16 protein-coding genes, 7 tRNA genes and 1 pseudogene are annotated in these 21,614 nt (G+C 66.7%); 11 read left to right on the top strand and 13 right to left on the bottom strand.

The window, feature by feature from the left end; translation table 11 throughout:
* The first annotated feature begins 181 nt into the window (after window positions 1–181).
* Entirely contained in the window at window positions 182–2,008 is a 1,827-nt protein-coding gene (locus tag VG561_RS04255) for a methyl-accepting chemotaxis protein (protein ID WP_262093131.1), read from the top strand.
* Here VG561_RS04255 and VG561_RS04250 read toward each other — a convergent pair.
* Complete coding sequence (locus VG561_RS04250; RefSeq protein WP_262093132.1) at window positions 2,005–3,444, bottom strand: GGDEF domain-containing protein; 1,440 nt, start codon at window positions 3,442–3,444, stop codon at window positions 2,005–2,007. The genes VG561_RS04255 and VG561_RS04250 overlap by 4 nt on opposite strands.
* Before the next feature lie 305 nt (window positions 3,445–3,749).
* A tRNA-Leu gene (locus tag VG561_RS04245) sits at window positions 3,750–3,835 on the bottom strand.
* Between the two features lie 132 nt (window positions 3,836–3,967).
* Between VG561_RS04245 and VG561_RS04240 the strand changes: the two genes are divergently transcribed.
* Complete coding sequence (locus VG561_RS04240; protein WP_032957303.1) at window positions 3,968–4,348, top strand: response regulator; 381 nt, start codon at window positions 3,968–3,970, stop codon at window positions 4,346–4,348.
* Window positions 4,349–4,471: 123 nt separating this feature from the next.
* On the opposite strand, the gene VG561_RS04235 is transcribed toward VG561_RS04240, so the two are convergent.
* On the bottom strand, window positions 4,472–5,428 hold the full coding sequence (locus VG561_RS04235) for an SOS response-associated peptidase family protein (RefSeq protein ID WP_134809023.1): 957 nt from the start codon (window positions 5,426–5,428) through the stop codon (window positions 4,472–4,474).
* Between the two features lie 76 nt (window positions 5,429–5,504).
* Here VG561_RS04235 and VG561_RS04230 point away from each other — a divergent pair, with 76 nt between their 5' ends.
* Complete coding sequence (locus VG561_RS04230) at window positions 5,505–5,921, top strand: GNAT family N-acetyltransferase (RefSeq protein WP_014647532.1); 417 nt, start codon at window positions 5,505–5,507, stop codon at window positions 5,919–5,921.
* A 101-nt stretch (window positions 5,922–6,022) separates the two neighbouring features.
* Here the strand turns inward: VG561_RS04230 and VG561_RS04225 are convergent.
* The 7 genes from VG561_RS04225 to VG561_RS04195 all read right to left on the bottom strand — a co-directional run bounded on the left by VG561_RS04225 (window position 6,023) and on the right by VG561_RS04195 (window position 7,334).
* A tRNA-Glu gene (locus VG561_RS04225) sits at window positions 6,023–6,098 on the bottom strand.
* Between the two features lie 47 nt (window positions 6,099–6,145).
* Window positions 6,146–6,221: transfer RNA gene (locus tag VG561_RS04220), tRNA-Ala, on the bottom strand.
* Between the two features lie 45 nt (window positions 6,222–6,266).
* Window positions 6,267–6,342 (bottom strand) — tRNA-Glu (locus VG561_RS04215).
* Between the two features lie 49 nt (window positions 6,343–6,391).
* Window positions 6,392–6,467, bottom strand: a tRNA-Ala gene (locus tag VG561_RS04210).
* 184 nt (window positions 6,468–6,651) lie between these two features.
* Window positions 6,652–6,727 (bottom strand) — tRNA-Glu (locus tag VG561_RS04205).
* Between the two features lie 54 nt (window positions 6,728–6,781).
* A tRNA-Ala gene (locus VG561_RS04200) sits at window positions 6,782–6,857 on the bottom strand.
* A gap of 78 nt (window positions 6,858–6,935) precedes the next feature.
* Window positions 6,936–7,334: a heavy metal-responsive transcriptional regulator gene (locus VG561_RS04195; RefSeq protein ID WP_032957298.1), complete on the bottom strand. Its 399-nt coding sequence runs from the start codon at window positions 7,332–7,334 to the stop codon at window positions 6,936–6,938.
* A gap of 186 nt (window positions 7,335–7,520) precedes the next feature.
* Here VG561_RS04195 and VG561_RS04190 point away from each other — a divergent pair, with 186 nt between their 5' ends.
* From VG561_RS04190 to VG561_RS04155, 8 genes are all read left to right on the top strand, one after another.
* Window positions 7,521–8,588, top strand: a complete 1,068-nt coding sequence (locus tag VG561_RS04190) for a GlxA family transcriptional regulator (RefSeq protein WP_032957296.1) — start codon at window positions 7,521–7,523, stop codon at window positions 8,586–8,588.
* Between the two features lie 81 nt (window positions 8,589–8,669).
* Complete coding sequence (locus VG561_RS04185) at window positions 8,670–9,473, top strand: redoxin family protein (RefSeq protein WP_262093134.1); 804 nt, start codon at window positions 8,670–8,672, stop codon at window positions 9,471–9,473.
* Window positions 9,474–9,503: 30 nt separating this feature from the next.
* Complete coding sequence (dsbG, locus tag VG561_RS04180; RefSeq protein ID WP_032957294.1) at window positions 9,504–10,346, top strand: thiol:disulfide interchange protein DsbG; 843 nt, start codon at window positions 9,504–9,506, stop codon at window positions 10,344–10,346.
* Window positions 10,347–10,871: 525 nt separating this feature from the next.
* Window positions 10,872–12,305 carry a DcaP family trimeric outer membrane transporter gene (locus VG561_RS04175; protein WP_014647527.1) on the top strand — a complete coding sequence of 478 codons (1,434 nt, stop codon included), beginning with the start codon at window positions 10,872–10,874 and terminating at the stop codon, window positions 12,303–12,305.
* A 76-nt stretch (window positions 12,306–12,381) separates the two neighbouring features.
* Window positions 12,382–13,734 carry an arginine/agmatine antiporter gene (gene adiC / locus VG561_RS04170; protein WP_021204506.1) on the top strand — a complete coding sequence of 451 codons (1,353 nt, stop codon included), beginning with the start codon at window positions 12,382–12,384 and terminating at the stop codon, window positions 13,732–13,734.
* A gap of 20 nt (window positions 13,735–13,754) precedes the next feature.
* Complete coding sequence (locus VG561_RS04165; RefSeq protein WP_049440967.1) at window positions 13,755–16,043, top strand: Orn/Lys/Arg decarboxylase N-terminal domain-containing protein; 2,289 nt, start codon at window positions 13,755–13,757, stop codon at window positions 16,041–16,043.
* 28 nt (window positions 16,044–16,071) lie between these two features.
* On the top strand, window positions 16,072–16,974 hold the full coding sequence (locus VG561_RS04160) for a cation diffusion facilitator family transporter (protein ID WP_014647524.1): 903 nt from the start codon (window positions 16,072–16,074) through the stop codon (window positions 16,972–16,974).
* A 186-nt stretch (window positions 16,975–17,160) separates the two neighbouring features.
* A complete protein-coding gene (locus tag VG561_RS04155; protein ID WP_075075601.1) occupies window positions 17,161–17,595 on the top strand; it encodes a RidA family protein in 435 nt (144 codons plus the stop codon).
* Here VG561_RS04155 and VG561_RS04150 read toward each other — a convergent pair.
* The 3 genes and pseudogenes from VG561_RS04150 to VG561_RS04140 form a co-directional block, all read right to left on the bottom strand.
* Complete coding sequence (locus VG561_RS04150) at window positions 17,592–18,305, bottom strand: energy transducer TonB family protein (RefSeq protein WP_423179401.1); 714 nt, start codon at window positions 18,303–18,305, stop codon at window positions 17,592–17,594. The genes VG561_RS04155 and VG561_RS04150 overlap by 4 nt on opposite strands.
* Window positions 18,298–19,098: a ChaN family lipoprotein gene (locus VG561_RS04145; protein ID WP_423179400.1), complete on the bottom strand. Its 801-nt coding sequence runs from the start codon at window positions 19,096–19,098 to the stop codon at window positions 18,298–18,300. Before VG561_RS04145 ends, VG561_RS04150 begins: the two co-directional genes overlap by 8 nt.
* Window positions 19,085–21,555: pseudogene (locus VG561_RS04140) on the bottom strand (TonB-dependent receptor domain-containing protein). Before VG561_RS04140 ends, VG561_RS04145 begins: the two are co-directional and overlap by 14 nt.
* Between the last annotated feature and the right edge of the window lie 59 nt (window positions 21,556–21,614).

The following is a 21,614-nucleotide window of genomic DNA, read 5'->3' as shown; positions in this document are numbered from 1 at the left end:
CCGACGGGCGGCCCGCGCTGTGTGTTCCGCCGCTCCCTATGCCGATCGCACCCGCACCAGACGTTCTTGCCAGCCGCTCGAGGGGTGCCTGCCGGTACCTGTAGTCCCAAGCAACTGAAGTTGCCGCCGGGCATCCCGCCCGTCGGGTCGCAACCGCTTACCGGACACCGAGGATCAGACAATGCTCATTCCAGGCTTTACGGCGGGCGCGCAGGCGCCGGCCGAGCTGCATACCCGTTGGTCGCCGTGGCGCGCCCTGCTGGGCGCGCTGGCACCGCAGCACCGCAGCGACGTCGAGGCGGCGGCCGATGGCCGTGCCGAGCTGGAGGCGCAGGTCGCGGCGCTGCACCGGGTCCAGGCGGTCATCGAGTTCGCCCTCGATGGCACCATCCTGCAGGCCAACGAGAACTTCCTGCAGGCGATGGGTTACCGGCTGGAGGAGATCCAGGGCAAGCATCATTCCCTGTTCGTCGACCCCGAGCAGGCGCGCAGCGCCGGATACCGTGACTTCTGGGCGCGGCTGGGTCGTGGCGAATATGACGCGGGCCAGTACCGGCGTTTTGGCAAGAACCAGCGCGAGATCTGGATCCAGGCCTCGTACAACCCGGTGCTGGACCGACAGGGGCGTCCGTACAAGGTGGTCAAGTTCGCCACTGACATCACTGCGCAGAAGCTGCAGGCGGCCGACTCGGCCGGCCAGCTGGCGGCGATCGACAAGTCGCAGGCGGTGATCGAGTTCAGCATGGATGGCCGCATCCTGTCGGCCAACGACAACTTCCTGGCTGCCACCGGTTACAGCCTGGATGATGTGCGTGGCCAGCACCACTCGCTGTTCGTCGAACCTGAGTATCGCAGCAGTGCCGAGTATCGGCAGTTCTGGGAAAAGCTCAGCCGTGGCGAATATGATGCCGGCCAGTACCGGCGCCTCGGCAAGGGCGGACGCGAGGTCTGGATCCAGGCGTCCTACAACCCGATCCTGGACCTCAACGGGAAGCCGTTCAAGGTGGTCAAGTACGCCACCGACATCACCGCGCAGGTGCATGAGAACCAGGCCATGCAGCGTGCCGTGGCGCAGACCCGTGAAGTGGTGGCGGCCGCCAAGGAGGGCGACCTGACCCGGCGCGTGGCCACCGCCGACAAGACCGGGCCGATCGCCGAGCTGTGCGAAGGGGTGAATTCGCTGGTCGAGGCGATGGCCGCGATCATCGGCCAGATCAAGTTCGCCGCTGACACCATCGCCGTCGGTGCGACCGAGATCGCGCAGGGCAACAGCGATCTGTCGCAGCGCACCGAGCAGCAGGCAGCGTCGCTGGAGGAGACCGCGGTGTCGATGAAGGGCCTGGCCGAGACCGTGCAGCGCACCGCGACCAACGCACGGCAGGCCAGTCAGCTGGCTGGTGGTGCCGCCGATGTCGCCGCGCGCGGCGGTAACGTAGTGCACGAAGTGGTGGAAACCATGGCGGTGATCAACGCGTCCTCGCGCCGCATCGTCGACATCATCGGCGTGATCGACGGCATCGCCTTCCAGACCAACATCCTTGCCCTGAACGCCGCGGTGGAAGCCGCGCGTGCGGGCGAACACGGGCGTGGCTTCGCCGTGGTCGCCACCGAGATCCGGGAACTGTCGCAGCGCTCGGCCAGTGCCGCCAAGGAGATCAAGCAGCTGATCGATGCGTCGGTGGCCAATGTCGGTGCCGGTACCGCGCAGGTTGAGAGCGCCGGCCGCACCATGGACGAGATCGTGGTCAACGTGCGCCGGGTCAGCGACCTGATGTCCGAGATCAGCACGGCCGCGCAGCAGCAGAGCGACGACATCCAGCAGATGAACCATGCCGTCGATCTGATCGACCAGGGCACCCAGCAGAACGCCGCGCTGGTCGAGGAAGCTTCGGCCGCGGCGCGCAGCATGGAAGAACAGTCGGCGCAGCTGCTGCAGACGGTGGCCAGCTTCCGCGTGCAGGGTGGGGCGGGGCACATGCATGGTGCGGCGGTGCTGCGCGCGGTCTAGGCGCGGCGGTCGGCGTGTTGTTCCCCGGCCTCGACGGCCGGGGCGGCGTGCACGCAGTTGCGGCCGGCATGCTTGGCCCGGTACAGGGCCTGGTCGGCACGCTCGACCAGGCTGCGCGGGTCACCCTCATCATGCGCGGCCTGCCAGGCCACGCCGATGCTGATGGTCACGTGGGCCTGGGCGGCGGGCAGGGCGGCGGCTTCCACGGCGGCGCGCAGGCGCTCGCCCAGGCCCAGGGCGTGGCCGATGTCGGGCGCGGGCAGGGCGGCGATGAACTCCTCGCCGCCGTAGCGGGCCAGCAGGTCATCACCGCGTTGCAGGCAGCCGTCGAGGATCGCGGCGACCGCCTGCAGGCGGCGATCACCTTCCGGATGCCCGTAGGTGTCGTTGAGTCGCTTGAAGTGGTCGATATCGATCATCAGCACCGCCAGCCCCACGCCCTGGCGACGGGCGCGGCCGTGCGCGCTGCCGAGCGCTTCATCGAAGTTGCGCCGGTTGCCGAGCCCGGTCAACGGATCGCGCCGGGCCAGCAGCGCCAGCTCGTCGCGCTCACGCTGGATCTGCACCTGGGTGAGCACGCTGCGCAGGGCATGGCCGAGCATGGCACCGATGAACCCCACGGTGGCCAGGGTCGGCTGCAGGCGTGCCACCAGCAGCGCCACCATCATCAGCAGCAACGGCAGCATCAGCGGCACGCCGGCATCGACGATGCGGCGGAGGTTGCGCGGCACAGCCACCGCCGGTGGGCGGTACGTGCTGCCGGCCAGCACTGCCAGCAGCACGAACAGCCCGCTGATCAGCAGGTCGCCCCAGCCACCATCGGGTACCTGCGGCTGCCAGGTATTGATGTAGAGCGCCATCAGGAAGTAGCCGAGCGCGTAGATCGTCAACGTGCGGAAGAAGTCGCGGCGGTCGGCATTGTCCTCGGCCACGAAGCGGATCAGCGCGAAGCAGAACACCAGGCTGTTCTGCACGTTGCTCAGGGTGTGCAGGCATTGCGTCCACAATGCGGTGTTGAGGTGTGCCATCGCCCGCGTATGCACGAAGTACAGCAACCACAGCAGCGCGATGACCGCCAGGTCCACCGCACGGATACAGCGGTTGCCGCCGCCTGGGCTGGCGGCCACGTAGGTCAGCGGAATCCGGTAGAACACATACAGGATCAGCGACGAGGCGGTCATCTGCGCAGGGCTGAGGCCGGCCACATTGCGATACAGCAGGGCCAGCAGGGCCAGCGAGAACAGGCCGACGGCAGCGCCCAGCGTTCGCCACTTGCAGGCCGCCTGGCTGTCGCGCGCGCGTCGCACGCAGGCCAGAGCGGCCAGAAGGGGGGCGGTGATCAGCATCAGGTAGGAGCCAACCGGGTCCTGCGGGCCGATCAAGGCAATGACGAGCGCGTGCGTGACCATGAAAAACAGTGCCGCACGCAACGTCATGCATTCCCCCGCCCCCAGATCCGGCTGGGATCACGATAGGCAGAAGTAGGTGAGGCTGGCAAGAAAAGTGTGCGCTAGTGCTATTCGCAACCTTGTCGGCTGTCACATTTTCGTTTCATCGGGGTGACACGACGGCGTTGCCGTGGGCGTACGTCCAGACGTCGCGGGGCTGCCCCCGCACGTGGCGATGGGCGCGCAGTATGTCGGCGAGCGTGGGAGGGGCATGCTGGGGCATCCTCGCCAGTGTCGGCGCTCCGGTCCGGGAAATGCAAAAGGCCAGGTCATGGACCTGGCCTTTGATGCAGTGGTGCCGGTGAAAGGACTCGAACCTTCATGGGGTCACCCCCGGCTGATTTTGAGTCAGCTGCGTATACCATTCCGCCACACCGGCAGGCAGCGTGCGAGTGTAACCGAGGTCGGCAGGAGATGCCTAGTAGGAGAGCCTATCAGGGCGGTTCCTGTCGGCATTGGCCCCGTGGTAGCTATACTCCCGACGTGCAATTGCCTCCAGGAGCGGTAGCTGATGACAGTGTTGCAGGACCTGAGGGTGCTGGTGGTCGAGAACGACGAGATGAGTGCGGCCCTGCTGCAGATGCAGCTGGTGCATGCCGGTGCGACTGTGGTCGGGCTTGCCGCGAGTGTGTCCGAGGCCCTGCGGCTGCTGGAGCAGAGCACTCCTGACGTGGCCCTGCTGGATTACCGGCTGGCCCGCAACGAGACCAGTGAGCCAGTGGCTGCAGCGCTTTCGGCGCGTGGCATTCCGTTCGTGCTGGCCACCGGGATGCTGGCCGAGCAGCTGCCTGCGCCGATGCTGGCCGGCCTGTTGCTGGTCAAGCCGTACCTGTCGGCCGATCTGTCGCGGGCGCTGGCGCGTGCGGTGGGACGCTCCAGCGCCAAGGCCTGAGCCGCTCGCCACGCACCGGCAGGGGGAAGCTGCGGGGGCTGAATCCTCACGTCTGCGATGCGCGGCGGCAACCCCTGATCCAGGAGCCCTGCCCACGCGCGGTTTTTCATTCGCGTCCGGCGCTCAGCCCGCTTCCTCGTACACGTAACGGATTTCCTCGCGGTCATCGAGGATGCGGTACTGGCGCGCCAGATCATCCGGTTCGGGGTTGAGCCAGGCGTCCAGGTGTTCCCTGCGGATCGGTACCACGCCGCGGTCATGCCCGGCAGCGGCGACGTCGCTGGGCGGTGTGTCGGTGATCGTGGCAAACGAAAGCAGGCGGCCTTCCGGTCCTTCCCATTCCGCCCAGAGGCAGGCCAGCAGCAGGTCGCGGGGTGGATCGGGGCGGAATTCGAGCACCACGTCCTGCTCCTTTTCGTCGGCATCGAGGCTGCGGCCGGCGATGGCGTGGCGGGGCACGTGCTCGTAGAACGCCTGCACCACCACCACGCCGTGGCGCAGTCCGAACGCACCCCGCCAGTAACCTTCCAGGCTGTCGCGCCGCGCGTTGTAGGTGCCGGGGTACAGCACGTCGTTGCGCGCCGGCTTGTCCGGCAACCGGCACTGGTAGCGCATCGGCTTGATCACGCGCCGGCCGTTCTCGCTGACCATCACCGGTGCGTAGCTGCCGGGGAAAATGCGGTTGTCGCGCGGCAGCAGCTGCACCCGATGCAGGTCGTCCAGCCGGGCCTGCGCGCGCTCGATGCGGTTACCGGCCACGCGCAGGTCATTGCGCGCTTTCTGCGTGGGCCGGGTGGCCAGCGTGGCATGGGCAATATCGCGTCGTTCGCGCTGCCGGACCAGTTCAGCCTCCAGCGCCTGCTGCTCCTGCGCATGCCATTGCTGGATCTTCGCCACGATGGCCCGGCCCTGTTCGGTACGCGCACCGGCGAACCCGTCATCCATCGCCTTCGGCGTCTTCGGCCGCTTCTTGCCTGGATCGTGTGCGTACAGTTCGGCGAACTCCTCCAGCGACAGGATGGCGCCGAACTCGCGTACCAGCTTGGCGTAGTCAGCGCGGATCAGGGCGGAATAGCACATGGGACTCTGGGGGCCTGGGTCGCAGCGGCTGCGACGTGGATGCGGCAGGATAGCCCGACCCATCTGGAGATGCCGCATGACTGATTCCATCACCTGCCAGTTCCGCGAAGCCGTGCCCACGGTCGAGGACTACTGCCGGTTGCGCGTGCTTGCAGGCCTCAGTGCCAAGGCCCGGGAAGCGGCCGCCCGCGCGCTGCCCAATACGCTGTTCGGCGTGTGTGCCTACCAGGGCACTGAGCTGGTGGCGATGGGCCGTATCGTCGGCGATGGCGGCTGCCACCTGCAGGTCTGTGATATCGCGGTGCTGCCGCGGTTGCAGGGGCAGGGCCTGGGCAAGGAAGTGATGCGGCGCCTGGATGGCTGGATGCAGGCCAACCTGCCGCCATCGGCGTACGTCAGCCTGCTGGCCGATGGCGAGGCGCATCGGTTGTACGCACAGTTTGGTTTCGCGCCCACGGCACCGGCATCGATCGGGATGTATCGGCGGTTCTGAGCCGTAATCGGGGTGAAGCCATCCACACCATGCGTGGATAGGGCCTTCCCAGGAATCACAGGCAAAGAAAAACCCCGACCGGAGTCGGGGTTTTCAAGAATTGGCGTCCCCACGGGGATTCGAACCCCGGTCGCCACCGTGAAAGGGTGATGTCCTAGGCCTCTAGACGATGGGGACGCACGAAAACTTCAAGTTGTAGATCTTTCGACGGCCTAATGTCGAAGTGGTGGAGCCAAGCGGGATCGAACCGCTGACCTCCTGCATGCCATGCAGGCGCTCTCCCAGCTGAGCTATGGCCCCATGAAACTCCGGATGATCTGCCGGGAGCAGAGTCCGTTTTGAAACTGGCGTCCCCACGGGGATTCGAACCCCGGTCGCCACCGTGAAAGGGTGATGTCCTAGGCCTCTAGACGATGGGGACGCACGAAAAACTTCAAGTTGTAGAACTTTCGACGGCCTAATGTCGAAAGTGGTGGAGCCAAGCGGGATCGAACCGCTGACCTCCTGCATGCCATGCAGGCGCTCTCCCAGCTGAGCTATGGCCCCGTGTTACCGAGCCGCCTATCATACCTGCGTGTTCACGTTTGTGGAAGTTTTTTTTGAACTTTTTTCGTTCCGGTTCGACCGTCGCCACGAGGGCAGGGGAACCGCAACGCCACAACCTGAATGCCGGTAGGCGGTGAACAAAAAAGACCCGGTTATCGGCCGGGTCCTCGTTGTTCGTGATGAGTGGCGTCCCCACGGGGATTCGAACCCCGGTCGCCACCGTGAAAGGGTGATGTCCTAGGCCTCTAGACGATGGGGACGCAATTCTCATCAATGTTCTTTAGCGACCTTTCGACGGCCTAATGCCGAAAGATTGGTGGAGCCAAGCGGGATCGAACCGCTGACCTCCTGCATGCCATGCAGGCGCTCTCCCAGCTGAGCTATGGCCCCACGTCGCTGAGGAGCGAAATAATAGCCTTGCCCCCGGGGGTTGGCAAGCATTTGTTGCACTTTTCTTCACGCGCGTTGCTATGCCGCGTCGTCGGTCAGCGCCGCCAGGATCGGGCACTGATCCAGCGTGCCGTGGCCGGGGCAGGCGTCGACCAGCTGAGAAAGCGCGGTGTGCATGCGCTGCAGTTCGGCCATGCGTTGTGCAATGTCCTGCAGCCGGGCCTGCGCCGTGTCGCGCACACTGCCCATGTCCTGTGAGTGGCGGTCACTGAGCGCCAGCAGTTCGGCGATTTCTTCCAGGCTGAAGCCCAGCGTCTTGGCGCGGCGGATGAAGCGCAGCCGGCGCAGGTCCTGCTCACCGAAGATGCGGTAGCCCCCGGCCGAGCGTGCCGCCGTGGGCAGCAACTGCTGGCGTTCGTAGTAGCGCACCGTATCGATCGGCACGCCGGCCTGGCGTGCCAGTTGACCAATGTTCATGGCGGATTCCTGCGGATGCTGCCGCTCATTGTGAAGCCTTGAGTCTGGTCCAGGGTCAAGGTCCCGTCGCTGACGGCGCATTCAGCGCACTTTGCAACTTTCTTCATAGCCCCACCGTCGTGGCAGTTCCTACCCTGCGCCTGAACCGGCCGCTGGACGGCCTGCAACGAACCGAGGAGATGGTCTGTGGAAGGATTCAGGAACGAAGGATTCGTCGAGGTCGCGGTGGTCGAATACCCGGGAGGCGACCCGTCGGCCGCCTCCGTGCTGACCGAGATGGCACATGTCGCCAACCGGCTTGCCCAGCAGCAGCGCCGTCCGTTCAAGCGTGTCCTGGTGACCCGCTGGATCGTGCCGGCCAGCCAGACCGGCGTGCATCGCATTGCCGGCGCGGAGATGCTCGAGGCGGACATCCCCGCCGTGATCGCCGTGCCTGGCCAGATCAGCCAGGGCGTCTGCCTGCGCGCCGATGAGGTGCTGCTGGATTGGCTGCGCGCGCATTACGACGGTGGCAGTCTGCTGGCTGCCGCCAGCGACGGTGTCAGCATGCTGGCACGCGCCGGTCTGCTGGCTGGGCGCACCGTCAGTGGTCCGGACCTCGGGCGCCATCCGGGCCTGCAGGGGCAGTCGGCCAGCTGGGTACCCAGCGAGCGCGCGCTGGTCGATGACGGCGACCTGCTGACGGTGGCCGGTTCCCAGGCCTGGCGCTTCCTCGCCCTGCGCCTGCTGTACCGGCTGCACGGCCAGGGCGTGGCGAGTTCCGTGGCGCAGCAGCTGGGGATCACGGTTCCGGCGGCGATCCAGCAGGATCTTGAGCGTTTCAGTGCCAACTTCGCCCACGGCGATCGCGATGTACTGAAGGCGCAACGCTGGCTGCATACCACCGCTGCGCGCGGCGCCACGCTCGGTGCGATCTGTGAGATTTCCGGGCTGGAGCCGCGCACCCTGCAGCGGCGCTTCCTGAAGGCCACCGGCCTGCGCCCGATCGAGTATTGCCAGCGGTTGCGTATCGCCAAGGCGCAGACGCTGTTGCAGCAGGGGGCGGGCATCGATGAAGTGGCCTGGGGCGTGGGCTATGCCGACCAGAGCGCATTCCGTCGCCTGTTCCTGCGCATTGTTGGAATGACGCCGGCCAACTATCGCCGGCTGGTCAACAACAAGCGGCGCGAGCGGCCGCTGTTGTCATCGGTGGCAGGCAGCCTGCGCGGGCTGCAACCGGCGCCCGGCATGCAGATGCCGCGCAGCGTGGCCTGATGCCTGCAGTAGGCGTCGCGCTTGCAACCTGGGCGCGACGCTTCGACCATGCAGGTAACGGATGATGGGGCAGGTGGGCTGATGTCGAGTGTGGGACCGGTGCCGATGCCGGTGGTGTTGATCCTGATGTGCGTGCTGCTGGCCATGGCGGTAGCACGCCTGTGGCCGCGTCGGAAAGACGGGATGGCAGTGCCTTCCGCGGCCAGCCTGGTTCTGGACATGTTGCTGATCGGCCTGCTGTGCGGACGCATCAGCTTCGTCGCCTTGAACTTCGCGCTTTACCGTGAGGCCCCGTGGAGCATCCTGCAGATCGCCGACGGTGGGTATCACCTTGCAGTCGTGCTGGCTGCGGGCCTGGCGTGGGGCACCTGGCGGCTGCGGCTCTGGCGCGCGTTGCTTGCGCCGGTGCTGGCGGGCGCACTGGTGGGCGTGGTGTCGTGGGTGGTGGGCAGCCACCTGCTGGCAGCCTGGCAGGAGCAGCGGATGCCGCTGCCGGCGGTGCAGGTGGCCGATCTGCAGGGGCGCGTGATCGACCTGCAGCAGTTCCGGGGCAAGCCACTGGTGCTGAATCTCTGGGCCAGCTGGTGTGGGCCCTGCCGGCGCGAGATGCCGGTGCTGGCATCCGCACAGCAGACCCACACCGACGTGCAGTTCGTGTTCCTCAACCAGGGGGAAACCCTGGACGAAGTGAAGGGTTTCATCGCATCCGAGCAGCTCCGGCTGGGCAATGTACTGCTGGACGATACCGCCTCGGCGTCAACCGTGCTGGGTGTGCAGGCCTATCCGTCGACGCTGTTCTTCGACGCCGAAGGTCGCCTGCGTGAACTGCACCTTGGCGAACTGACGGCCGCGGGTCTTGAACACAAACTGCGCCGGCTGCGGTAGCCTGCGCGGGCATCTCATTACGGAGTTCCCATGTTGTCGACTTCCCTGCGCATCGCTCCGGCGGTGCTGTTGCTGCCGGTCATGCTGGCATTGGCCGCCTGCAGCCAGGCCCAGACCCCGCCGGGCAAGACGGCGGCAGCGCCGGCCGCCGGCGCTCCGGCCACCGCGGCCAAGGGGGACCGTCCCGCAGTGCTGAAAGGCATCGAGAAGCACGGCTTCGAAGTCGTTGCCGAGTTTGATGCACCGGGTGGCCTGCGTGGCTTCGCCGGCGTGGTGGGGGGGCAGCAGCCCGCCGCCGCGTACGTGACCGCCGACGGCAAGCATGTGCTGGTGGGCAGCCTGTTCGATGCCGAAGGCAACGATGTGGCCGCCGAGGCGGTGGAGAAGCTGGTCGCTGCACCGATGTCGGCCAAGATGTGGACCAAGCTGGAAGCCAGCGCCTGGGTGCGTGACGGCAAGGCCGATGCACCGCGTGTGGTCTATACCTTCAGCGATGCCAACTGCCCGTACTGCCACAAGTTCTGGGAAGCGGCGCGTCCGTGGGTTGACGCCGGCAAGGTGCAGTTGCGCCACATCATGGTTGGCGTGATCCGCGAGGACAGCCCGGCCAAGGCCGCCGCCATCCTCGCCGCGCGTGATCCGAGCGCGGCGCTGCTGGAGAATGAGCACCAGTTCGACCGTGGCGGCATCAAGGCGCTACCGAGCATCAGCCGCGAGATCGCAGGCAAGCTTGATGCCAACCAGGTCCTGATGATCGAGATGGGCTTCCAGGGCACGCCGGGCATCCTGTTCCAGGATGCACAGGGGCAGGTGCAGCGTCGCGCGGGCCTGCCGCAGGGCGCCGACCTGCAGACGGTGCTGGGTCCGCGCTGATCGCCGCCAACGTCGTGATGTAACCGACAGGCCCGCATGGCAGCATGCGGGCCTGTTGCATTTCGGCGCTCCTGCGGCGGGCGGAGAGGGCAGCAGGGCTGCGCAGCAGCTGTTCGTCGTCACATCTGAATCGTGACTGACATCAAGCATCGCGCCTTGATTCCAATCAAGGTCAAAAACGACAGGCGGATTAGCCTGTTGACGCATGGAATACAGCGTCAACGCGCCATGGATGCCGCGCCAGACATGCCTTGAACCAGGGCGGTCGGCACAGCCATTCACGACACTCTCACTCCCCGATTGTTACCCAGACCGCTGCGGTCGCCACCTCTCTGGCAGCGCGGCCTTGATGGGCTCGACACCGGTGCGGGCAGGGCAGTGTCATCGTCCTGTTGCCTGCCGGATGCAGGCTGGCCGGTGTCGTCAACGCAGTATCCGCATTTCCAGCAACGGCGACGCGAGGCCAGGGCACTGTGCGCCTGTATCCGGCCAGCGCGCTGCGAATGTTTGTCCAGGGAGGATGCAATGCGCTTGGCGGTACTGAGTCTGGCCTGTTCGACCGCACTGGCGATCGCGCCAGCGTATGCGCAGCAGCATGGCCAGGAAGATGCGCAGGCGTTGCGGCAGGAAATCGCTGCCATGCGCCAGGCATTGGAAGGCATGCAGCAGCGCCTGGATCGGCTTGAGCAGCGCGAGGGCTCAGCGCCTGCCGCCGTGGCGCAGGCCCCGACCCCGGCAGCAACGGCGGGCGGCAGCGCCAGCATGCTGCACCCGACCCAGGTGCCGGGCGTGGCGCAACCGGTGCTGCCGCAGCGCGAATCGGTGGCCGATCCCTCAACGGCGGCGTCGCGTCCCGACAGCGCAGCCGGTCCGACCGACCCCGATCTGAAAGGCTTCTTCACCATTCCCGGCACCGATACGGTGATCCGCATCGGCGGCTACGCCAAGCTCGATGCGATTGCCGATTCGCGTGCGGCCGGTGACGAAGATCAGTTCATTCCGTCGTCGATGCCGGTGGGTGGCAGCCATCGCGATGTCTCCAACTTCAACATCCATGCCAAGCAGACCCGCTTCAGCTTCGAGGCGCGGCGCCCGACCACGCACGGCAACCTGCGTTTCTACCTGGAGAACGATTTCTTCGGCAGCAGTGAGGGGTATGAGTTCCGCCTGCGACACGCCTATGGACAGCTTGGCAACACCTATGCCGGCTATGGCTACTCCAGCTTCATGGACCCGGACAGCCTGCCCGATACGCTTGACTTCGCCGGGCCGGGCGGCGCCGGATACCTGCTGGTGGCGGGCATCCACCACAGTTTTGCGATAGGCAAGGGCAACACCCTGACCGTCGCTGCTGAAGACCCGAAGACTGAACTCGCCGGCGCCAGCGATGCTCGCACGGCAGTCAACCGCCTGCCCGATGTGACCGTGACCGCGCGCCTGGAGCGCGACTGGGGCCACCTGCAGCTGGGCGCGGTGGCACGCAGCCTGGCCTACGACGGCGATGGCGAGCGCGACCGGCGCATGGCCGGTGGCCTGCAGCTGAGCGGCTCGGCGTCAGTGGGCGAGCGCGACCTGCTGCTGTTCGGCGTACTCGGCGGGCGCGGCCTCAGTCGCTACACCGCCGACCTGACCGGCTCCGGACTGGACGCAGTGGTAGGTGCCGATGGCCGCCTCGCCGCGTTGGACCTGCACGGCGGTTTCGTCGGCTACACCCATTACTGGTCCGCGCTGTGGCGCTCCAACCTGATCTTTGGCCAGCTGACCCTGGAGCGCAACGCCGCACTCGCCGCTGATGCATTCCGGCAGAGCCGCTACGGCGTGTTCAACCTGATCTGGAGCCCGGCGCCGTCCTGGACGATGGGCATGGAGCTGCTGTACGGCCGGCTGGAACAGCAGGGCGGCGCACGCGGCGACACGGTCCGGGTGCAGGGCAGCCTGCAATACAACTTCATCAAATAGACGCCAGCGGTCGTACGCCAGCGTAACCGTCCCCACGCCCGGTGCTGCCGGGCTCATGCCAGTACCGGAGATCGTCATGGCAGAAGCAAAGAAAATCGGGGTGGTCGGAGCCACCTTCCTCGTCGCCGGCAACATGATGGGCTCAGGCGTGTTCCTGTTGCCGTCCAGCCTGGCCAAGATCGGTACCGCCTCGATCTGGGGCTGGCTGATCACCACCGCCGGTGCGCTGCTGCTGGCCTTCGTGTTCGCCAAGCTGGGCAAGCTCGCACCCAAGGCGGGCGGTCCCTATGCCTACGCGCGCGACTGGTTCGGGCCGTACATGGGCTTCCAGACCAACACCATCTACTGGTTCGCCAACTGGATCGGCAACGTCGCCATTCCGATCGCGGCGGTGGGCTATTTCAGCTATTTCTTCCCGATCCTGTCCGAGCCGCTGGTGCGTTGCATCGCGGTGCTGGTGCTGGTGTGGGCACTGAGCTTTGCCAACGTGATCGGTCCGGCCTTCGTCAGCCGCGTGCAGACGGTCACCACCAGCTTTGCGTTGGTGCCGATCCTGGGCATCGCCATTTTCGGCTGGTTCTTCTTCGATGCCGACATCTTCAAGGGCGCCTACAACGTGTCTGGCGAGTCGAACTTCGGTGCGATCTCGAGCGCCGCGGCACTGACCCTGTGGGCCTTCATCGGCGTCGAGTCTGCATCGGTGACTGCCGGTGTGGTCGAAAATCCGGAGAAGAACGTCGCCCGCGCGACGCTGGCCGGCGTGTTCCTGGCTGCCATCGCCTACATCGCCAGTTCATCGGTGATCATGGGCATGGTGCCGAACGCGGAACTGCAGGTGTCCGACGCACCGTTCGCGCTGGCGGCGGCCAAGGCGGTCGGTGGCTGGGGCGGCGCGCTGGTCAGCCTGTGCGCCTTCATCGGTGCCGCCGGCTCGCTGGGTGGCTGGATCCTGCTGACCGCGCAGAGTGCCAAGGCAGCGTCGGATGACGGCCTGTTCCCGAGCATCTTCAGCAAGACCAACAAGGACGACGTGCCGGTCAAGGGCGTGTTGATCGTGGCGGTGCTGATGACCCTGGCGGTGCTGGTGACCTCCACCTCGGAAACCGCGTCGGCCCAGTTCGACGTGATCACGTCGGCGGCCGTGGTGCTGACCCTGCTGCCCTACATCTACTCGTGCGTGGCGTGCTACTTCGTGGTCGAGCGTTCGCACACCCTGGTCCACACCGGTGCGTTCTGGACGCTGACCAGCCTGACCGTCGTGTACTGCCTGTGGGCGATCTACGGCTCGTCGGGGACCATCGTGCAGTACGCCTTCCTGTTCGTGCTGTTCATCACCGTGTTCTATCCCTTCTTCAGCGAGGAGCGCCGCCAGCAGCGGCAGCGCGCCCGCGAGGCCTCGGCGATCAGCGCCGGCGCCCGGCATTCCTGAGTTCGACAAGGAGAATCAACGTGTACTTCAAGTCCCTGGACTACCCGGTCATTGTCATCGACAACGACTACGAGTCGCCGCGCATCGGTGGCATCCTGATCCGTGCGCTGGTGGAAGAGCTGCGCAGCAACGACCAGCGCGTGCTGTGCGGGCTGAACCTGGATGACGCCCGGGCCGGTGCCCGCACCTACGTGGCGGCCTCGGCGGTGCTGATCTCGATCGATGGCAGCGAAGAGGTGGATGGCGAGTTCCAGCGCCTGACCGCCTTCCTGCGCGAGCAGAGCGCACGCCGTGCCAATCTGCCGGTGTTCCTGTACGGCGAGCGCCGCACCATCGAGAAGGTGCCGAGCAAGCTGCTCAAGTACATCCACGGTTTCATCTTCCTGTTCGAAGACACCAAGAGCTTCATCTCGCGGCAGGTGATGCGCGCGGCCGAAGACTACATGAAGAACCTGCTGCCGCCGTTCTTCAAGGCGCTGATCCATCATGCGGCCGAGTCGAACTATTCCTGGCATACGCCGGGCCATGCCGGCGGCGTGGCATTCACCAAGTCGCCGGTCGGCCGCGCATTCCATCAGTTCTATGGCGAGAACACCCTGCGCAGCGATCTGTCGATCTCGGTGCCGGAGCTGGGCTCGCTGCTCGATCACACCGGCCCGATCAAGGATGCCGAGAACGAGGCGGCACGCAACTTCGGTGCCGACCACACCTTCTTCGTCACCAACGGCACCTCCACCGCCAACAAGATCGTCTGGCATGGCACGGTGGCCCGCGGCGACGTGGTGTTCGTTGACCGCAACTGCCACAAGTCGCTGCTGCACGCGCTGATCATGACGGGTGCGGTGCCGGTGTACTTCACGCCCAGCCGCAACGCGCACGGGATCATCGGCCCGATCAGCCTGGACCAGTTCACGCCGGAGTCGCTGCAGCAGCGCATCGCCGCCAATCCGCTGGCCAGCCAGGCCTACAAGGCCGGCTCCAAGCCGCGCATCGCGGTGGTCACCAATTCGACCTACGACGGCCTGTGCTACAACGCCGAGAAGATCGCCGACGAGATCGGCAGCGCAGTCGATTTCCTGCATTTCGACGAAGCCTGGTACGCCTACGCCGCGTTCCACCCGTTCTACGAGAACCACTACGGCATGGCCAAGGGCAAGCCGCGTGAGCAGGATGCGATCATTTTCACCACGCATTCCACCCACAAGCTGCTGGCGGCGTTTTCGCAGGCCTCGATGATCCACGTGCGCAACTCGGCGCAACGCAACCTCGATGCCGAGCGCTTCAACGAATCGTTCATGATGCACACCTCGACCAGCCCGCACTACGGGGTGATCGCGGCCTGCGATGTGGCGTCGAAGATGATGGAAGGCGACGCCGGCCGTTCGCTGGTGCAGGAAATGCACGACGAGGCGATCGCCTTCCGCCGCGCGATGCTGCACGTCCGCGATGATCTCGGTCGCGACGACTGGTGGTTCAGCGTGTGGCAGCCAACCCAGGTCGAGCGCAGCCTGGACAAGGGCGATACGCCGGCACCGCTGGTGGCCAAGCGCGAGGAGTGGTACCTGCGGCCGGACGCGCACTGGCACGGCTTCGAGAACCTGGTTGACGACTATGTGTTGATCGATCCGATCAAGGTGACCCTGCTGACCCCTGGCCTGGCAATGGACGGCAGCATGGGCAGGCTGGGCATCCCGGCGGCGGTGCTGAGCAAGTTCCTGTGGGGCCGCGGCATCACCGTGGAAAAGACCAACCTGTACTCGGTGCTGTTCCTGTTCTCGATGGGCATCACCAAGGGCAAGTGGAGCACCCTGGTCACCGAGCTGATGGCGTTCAAGGAACTGTACGACCGCAATGCGCCGCTGAGCCAGGCACTGCCGACGCTGGCCGCCGATTATCCGAATGCCTACGCCGGCTGGGGCCTGCGTGACCTGTGCGACGCGCTGCATGCGTTCAACCAGGAATTTGCCGTGGCCAAGGTGATGCGCGAGATGTACGTGGACCTGCCGACGCCGGTGATGACCCCGGCCGATGCCTACAACCACCTGGTCAAGGGCGAGATCGAGCGGGTCGACATCGAGCAGATCAGTGGCCGCATCGCGGCGACCATGCTGGTGCCGTACCCGCCGGGCATCCCGACCATCATGCCGGGCGAGCGCTTCGGCGACAGCGACGAGCCGATCATCCAGTCGCTGCGCATCGCCCGCGAGCAGAACGCCCGTTTCCCGGGCTTCGAATCGGACGTGCACGGGCTCATCATCGAGCAGGAGGGTGATGCGGTCTCGTACAAGGTGGAGGTGCTGAAGGCCTGACCCGTAACGGTCGGCTCATCGGCGAACGATGGATACCGCGCGCGAGCAACGCATCCTGACGTTCTCGATCGGGGTCACCCTTGCGGTGAGCGCGGTCGGCTTCGGCGGTGGCCTGCTGGTGGGATCGCAGGCCATCCTGTTCGACGGCGTGTACAGCCTGGTCGACGTCGCCCTGACCCTGGTGTCGTTGTCGGTGCTGCGGCTGGTGGCGCGGGAACAAAGCCCGCGCTTTCAGTACGGCTACTGGCACCTGGAGCCGATGGTCGAAGCGCTGGGTGGTGTGATCCTGTCGCTGGCCTGCGTGTATGCGCTGGCCAACGCGGTGATCGGCCTGACCACGGGCGGGCACGAAGTGAAATTCGGGCCCGCGCTGTGGTGGGCGGCGCTGCTGAGTGCCAGCAACCTGGCGATGGCGGCGTTCGTTGCGCAGCGGGCGCGGCATCTGCGCTCGGCGCTGTTATGGCTGGATGTGCGTGGCTGGCTGCTGGGCGGGTTGATGAGCCTGGCAGTGGTGCTGGCCTTCGTGTTGGCGCTGGTCCTGCACGGTGGTGAGTGGCACCATTGGGTGCCGTACCTGGATTCGATCGTGCTGGCATTGATCAGCCTGGCGATGCTGCCGGTGCCGGCGCGCAGCGCGTGGAAGGCCATGCGCGAAGTGCTGCAGGTGGCGCCGGATGATCTGGACCGGCGCGTGCAGCAGGTGATGCAGGCGTTCGTGGCCGAGCGTGGCTATGCCGGTTTCACCAGCCATGTGGCGAAGATGGGGCGGATGCGCTTCATCGAGATCCACGTACTGGCCGATCCGGCGACGCCCTTGGGCTCGGTGGGTGAGGTCGATGCGATGCGTGACGAGATCGCGGTGCGGCTGGATGCGCGGGGCAGCACGTTCTGGCTGACCATTGATTTCACGGCAGACCCGGCGTGGACGTGAGCCGTGAACGGTAGAGCCGAGCCCCATGCTCGGCTGCCATTCGCGCTGAGCAGCCGAGCGTGCGCTCGGCTCTACACGTGGGCACGATCGTTGCGCATGGCGGACCGGACTGTTGCAGCGGCTCGGTTTGACCTCAACTCTGGTTGAGGTCGCAGACTGCCTCGCATCCCCCACGAGGCATGCGGCATGAACCTGTTGACCACCCCGGACCTCAGTCACGGCCTGCTGGAGCTGTTCAATCCTCCCGGCCTCTACGACCCTGCCGCCAATGGGTACTCACACGTGGCCGTGGTGCGGTTGCCGGCGCGGGTGATCCATATCGCCGGGCAGGGCGGTGAGGATGCCGATGGTCATCTCTCCCCCGGCTTCGGGGAACAGGTCGAGCAGGCACTGGACAACCTGCAGATCGCATTGCGTTCGGCGCAGGCCAGCCTGGCCGATGTCGCGCGGTTGCGCATCCTGGTGGTCGACCACGACGAGGACCGGCTGGGCATCATCGCCCGGCAGGTACGGCGGCGTTGGCCGAACGGCGCAGCGCCGACCTGCACCCTGATTCCTGTGCCACGGCTGGCGCTGGACGGCATGCTGTTCGAGATCGAGGCGGAGGCCTACGCCGCCTAGCGCAGGTAGTACTCCACCGGCACCACCAGTTCCTGCGGTGCCTTCATTTCAATGGGAATGGGCGGCAGCGGCTGCGCGCGGCGGAACGTCTGCAGTGCGGCGTCGTCGAGCATCGGTTGGCCGCTGGACTGCTCCAGCCGCAGGGCCTGCAGGCGTCCCTCGCGATCGATGCTGGCCCTGACCCAGGCCGTCCCCTGCTGACGGCGCGAGCGCGCGGCGGCGGGGTAGTAGCGATAACGCTCCAGCCGCGCCATCAGGCGGGCTTCCCACTGGTCGCTGGCGGCGCCGGCCTGGAAGTCCGCCGGTGGTGCGTCGGGAGCGGGCGGCGCGGCCGTGATCGATGCCGGTGCGGGACTTGCATCGGTCACGGCCGCAGGCGGGGCGACCGGCAGGGCTTGCCGGCCAGGGCCACCGAGCTCGCTGGCGGCCACCTCGCCCTCGCGCGCGGCGGTGGGCTTTGGCGGAGGGGGCGACTTCGCCGGTTGCGACGCGCGCGCCTGCTGCGCCTGGCTGGGGGTGTCGGCCTGGCGCTCTTCGACCGGCTGGGGAGGCGTAGCCGGTGCCAGCAGGCGCAGGCTGATGCGCACATCCTGCTCAGGCGGCGGCAGCAACGGTGGCGCGGCCATCCAGTGCACCAACAGCAGCATGGGCAACAGGTGCAGGCCGATGCTGATGGCAATCGCCTGCCAGTGTTGGCCGCGTTCACTCATCGCCCGGCACCCACAGCAGATCGGCATCGGCCGCATCGACGCCTTCGTCGGGTGACGCAAGCGCGATCACCAGTGCCGGTACCTCCGGTGGCAGGTAGCCCGGCACGCCGGTGCCGCGCAGTACATGCCAGCGGCCGGCCACCAGCAGCGCGGGTGCAGGGGCTGCGGTCAGTGCCTGTGCCATGCGGGTGTCGCGGGCCTGTTGCACGGCCAGCATCCCTTCCAGCATCGGTGCGGCGTCTGCGTGCTGGGCCAGCACCACGGCCGACAGGCGTTGCCGGGCGGTGGGCATCGGAAACCGCACCGACGTGTTGGAGGCAAGCAACGCATTGACCTCGGCACGCGACAGGTTGCCGCCGAACAGCGGGATGCCGGCGGCGGTGGCGTCCTGTACCAGCCCGCCATAGGTGGCCCACGGCCAGCGTGTATCCCAGCCCAGCAGCGCCTGCAGGCGCGTACCATCGGCATGGTTGCCCTTGGCCAGCCAGCGCTGCACCCGCTGCAGGCGCGGTTGGCGTTCACTGGCGATCATCTCCATCACCAGCGCGCCCTGTGGACGCTGCCGTTGCAGCGCGTGCAGCAGCCAGCGCTGGGCGGCGTGGTCACCGGCCAGGTCGTGGCGTTCGCCCAGCAGCAGCCGCGGGGCGTTCGCTGCACGCTTCACGAACGCGGCTTCGTCGAGGCACTGCCCGCTGGCCAGGTCGATCACCGTGCCGGGCATAGGCTGCGCGCTGGCGATTGCGGCCAGTGCGAGCAGGCACAGCGGCAGCCAGCGACGGCTAGAACGCCACATTGACGCCCATCGAGACGGTGCGGCCACGGCCGTTGCCGCGGTCCAGGATCGGGCTGAAGATGCTGTCGATCGAGGCATTGTTGTCATAGGCCTTGTTCTGCAGGTTTTCGATGTTCAGCCACAGCGTGGTGTTGGGCTGGGGCTTGAAGCTGGCGTAGAAGTCGAGCAGTACACCGGTACCGCCGGTCCTGCGGGTCTGGAAGAAGTCGTAGCCTTCTTCCGTGGGCCCGGAGTATTCGGCGCGCAGGCCGGCCTGCACGCGCTGCTGCCACCAGCGGCCGCCGACATCCAACGTCCAGAAGCGGTCGGGCAGGGCGGTGATGTCTTCCAGGTTGACGAATTCGATGGCAGGCGCACTGGTGCGCGAGCGGGTCCAGCTCAGCGTGGCGTGGTAGTGCGCGCTGGCGTAGTGCGCTTCCAGCTCGATACCGCGCATGCGCACCACGCCGGGGTGGTGCGCATGCGCGTGGTGGTGCTGAAGTCGTCCACGTCCAGGGCATCGGTCCAGGCAGTGAGCTGCTGATCGCTGTCGATCGGTACCACGAAAGGCCCCACCTCCGGCGGGTGCACGATCAGCAGGTACTGCGGCTTGATGTAGTCGCGGATGCGGTTGTCGAAGCGGGTGACGCGCAGCTGCGCCAGGTCACCGTCGGTCAGCAGCGAGGAGGCGCTGAGGTTGGCGCCGAACTGCAGGTTGCGCGAGCGCTCACGGCGCAGGAACGGGTTGGCACCCACGCCGTCGGCATCGCTCATGCCTTCCAGCGGGATCTTCTCGAAGAACATCTCCTGCACGCGCGGCGGGCGGGAAGTGCGCGAGGCTTCGGCGAACAGTTGCAGCCAGTCGGTGGCCTGCCACGATACCGCCAGGCTGGGGCTGAGTGCGCGCTGGGTACGGCGCACGTCGATGCCGCCGCCGTTGATCTCGGCGCACTGGCCAGGCACATCCGAGCACACCGGGACGTGGCCGCGGATGCCATAGCGATCCTGGCGCAGGCCTGCAGTCAGCGCGTAGATGTCGTACTGCAGTTCCAGCGTGCTGAACATGCTGTCCAGCTGGCTGCGGCCCTGGGGGTTGGCGCCGCGCAGGATGGGAGTGTCGGCCACGTAGACGTCCGACTGGTGCTTGATGCCGGTGTTCCAGCGTGCCTGCAGTGCACCGATGTCGAAGCGGCTGGTGTTGTCGAGCGTCCAGCTGCTCAGGCTGCTGTGGGTGCGGCGGCCGATGTAGCTGGAATCCTCCACGGGTGGATAGAACAGCCGGGTCTTGTTGCCGGCGAAGGTCGCGCGCAGGTCGATCCACGGCGTGTAGGGCGTGTAGTGGTAGCTGGCGCGCTGGTTGCGTGCGGAAATCTGCCACGGGTAGTTGTGGTAGAAGTCGTTTTCGTAGCGCATGTGGCTCAGGTCCAGCCGATGCTGGTCACTGGGCTGCAGGCGTGCTTTCAACAGCCAGCTGCTGGGCTGCTGGCTGCCGGGGTCGGCATTGTTCTTCTGCCCGCGTGCCGTGGCGTACTCGCCGCTGCGACTGCTGCTGGCAGCGGCCAGCAGGCCGAACTGGCGGTCACCGCCGTCCTCGCTGTGGCGCCATGCGCCGGCGAAGGTGCGGCCGCTGCCATAGCCGTTGTTGCCATGGCGATAGCCCGCACGCAGGCCCCAGTCACGGCCTTCGCCGAGCAGGTCGTCGATGTCCAGCGTGCGGAAATTGGCACTGCCGGCCAGCGTGCCGGCACCGTCACCACCGGCGACCGCACCGCGTTGCACGTCCACACCGGCCAGCAGGAATGGGTCGACGTAGGCGAACGGACCACCGGAGCCATGGCCCGCGTTGTTGCGGAAGGTCTGGGTGACACCATCGATCATGGTGTTGACCCGCCCGGCGCCGGTCATGCCGCGGATGTTGACCTGCAGGCCGGGCTGGCTGCGCGAGTGGAAACTGTGGGTGCCGGGCATCGAACGCAGCAGGCTGTTGCCGTCCTGGCGTTCGGCCATCGCCACGCGCTCGCTGCCGACGGCGGGCGCAAAGCCATCGCGGGCCGCCGGGACATACTGGCTGGCGCCTGCACCGGGGGAATGGCCGTGTGCGATATCGCCCTGTACGCGCAGCGGGCCGGTTCGACGGCTGCCATCTGAGGGGGCGGCCGGCGCCGGTTCCAGGGTGGCGCGGCGCGCGTCGATGAAACGGGGGCGCAGGCCGCTACCGGCCAGCAGGCGCGACAGGGCCTGCGCGTCGTCGAACCGTCCGCGTAGTGCCGGCGCCGTCTGGCCGCCTGGCAATGCCGCGCCGATCACCAGATCGACACCGGTCAGCCGGCTGTAGGCATCCAGCGCGCTGGCCAGCGGTTGCGCAGGAAGATCGAAGTGACGGGAGGCGGCCTGCGCGTGTGCGCTGGCAGGTAACAACGGAAGCGGACCGGCGCAGGCCAGTGACAGGGCGAGGACAAGGGGACGGTGAAACAGCATCGGGAGCTCCAGGGGCTGACGCAGCGCGTCGTCATCCTGGGTAGACGCAGTGGCAGGGC

This window comes from Stenotrophomonas sp. CASM110, from assembly GCF_049384345.1.
Lineage (GTDB): Bacteria > Pseudomonadota > Gammaproteobacteria > Xanthomonadales > Xanthomonadaceae > Stenotrophomonas > Stenotrophomonas muris.
The sequence above is the reverse complement of the archived record's forward strand: the minus strand, read 5'-3'. Positions and strand labels throughout refer to the sequence as shown.

Excerpts from the sequence above, each read along its gene's own strand:
- VG561_RS04150 (WP_423179401.1), bottom strand. The coding sequence starts at position 18,305 with ATGAGTGAACGCGGCCAACACTGGCAGGCGATTGCCATCAGCATCGGC.
- VG561_RS04255 (WP_262093131.1), top strand. The coding sequence starts at position 182 with ATGCTCATTCCAGGCTTTACGGCGGGCGCGCAGGCGCCGGCCGAGCTG.
- VG561_RS04230 (WP_014647532.1), top strand. The coding sequence starts at position 5,505 with ATGACTGATTCCATCACCTGCCAGTTCCGCGAAGCCGTGCCCACGGTC.
- VG561_RS04160 (WP_014647524.1), top strand. The coding sequence starts at position 16,072 with ATGGATACCGCGCGCGAGCAACGCATCCTGACGTTCTCGATCGGGGTC.
- VG561_RS04240 (WP_032957303.1), top strand. The coding sequence starts at position 3,968 with ATGACAGTGTTGCAGGACCTGAGGGTGCTGGTGGTCGAGAACGACGAG.
- VG561_RS04175 (WP_014647527.1), top strand. The coding sequence starts at position 10,872 with ATGCGCTTGGCGGTACTGAGTCTGGCCTGTTCGACCGCACTGGCGATC.
- VG561_RS04185 (WP_262093134.1), top strand. The coding sequence starts at position 8,670 with ATGTCGAGTGTGGGACCGGTGCCGATGCCGGTGGTGTTGATCCTGATG.
- adiC (WP_021204506.1), top strand. The coding sequence starts at position 12,382 with ATGGCAGAAGCAAAGAAAATCGGGGTGGTCGGAGCCACCTTCCTCGTC.
- VG561_RS04195 (WP_032957298.1), bottom strand. The coding sequence starts at position 7,334 with ATGAACATTGGTCAACTGGCACGCCAGGCCGGCGTGCCGATCGATACG.
- dsbG (WP_032957294.1), top strand. The coding sequence starts at position 9,504 with ATGTTGTCGACTTCCCTGCGCATCGCTCCGGCGGTGCTGTTGCTGCCG.
- VG561_RS04145 (WP_423179400.1), bottom strand. The coding sequence starts at position 19,098 with ATGTGGCGTTCTAGCCGTCGCTGGCTGCCGCTGTGCCTGCTCGCACTG.
- VG561_RS04155 (WP_075075601.1), top strand. The coding sequence starts at position 17,161 with ATGAACCTGTTGACCACCCCGGACCTCAGTCACGGCCTGCTGGAGCTG.
- VG561_RS04250 (WP_262093132.1), bottom strand. The coding sequence starts at position 3,444 with ATGACGTTGCGTGCGGCACTGTTTTTCATGGTCACGCACGCGCTCGTC.
- VG561_RS04235 (WP_134809023.1), bottom strand. The coding sequence starts at position 5,428 with ATGTGCTATTCCGCCCTGATCCGCGCTGACTACGCCAAGCTGGTACGC.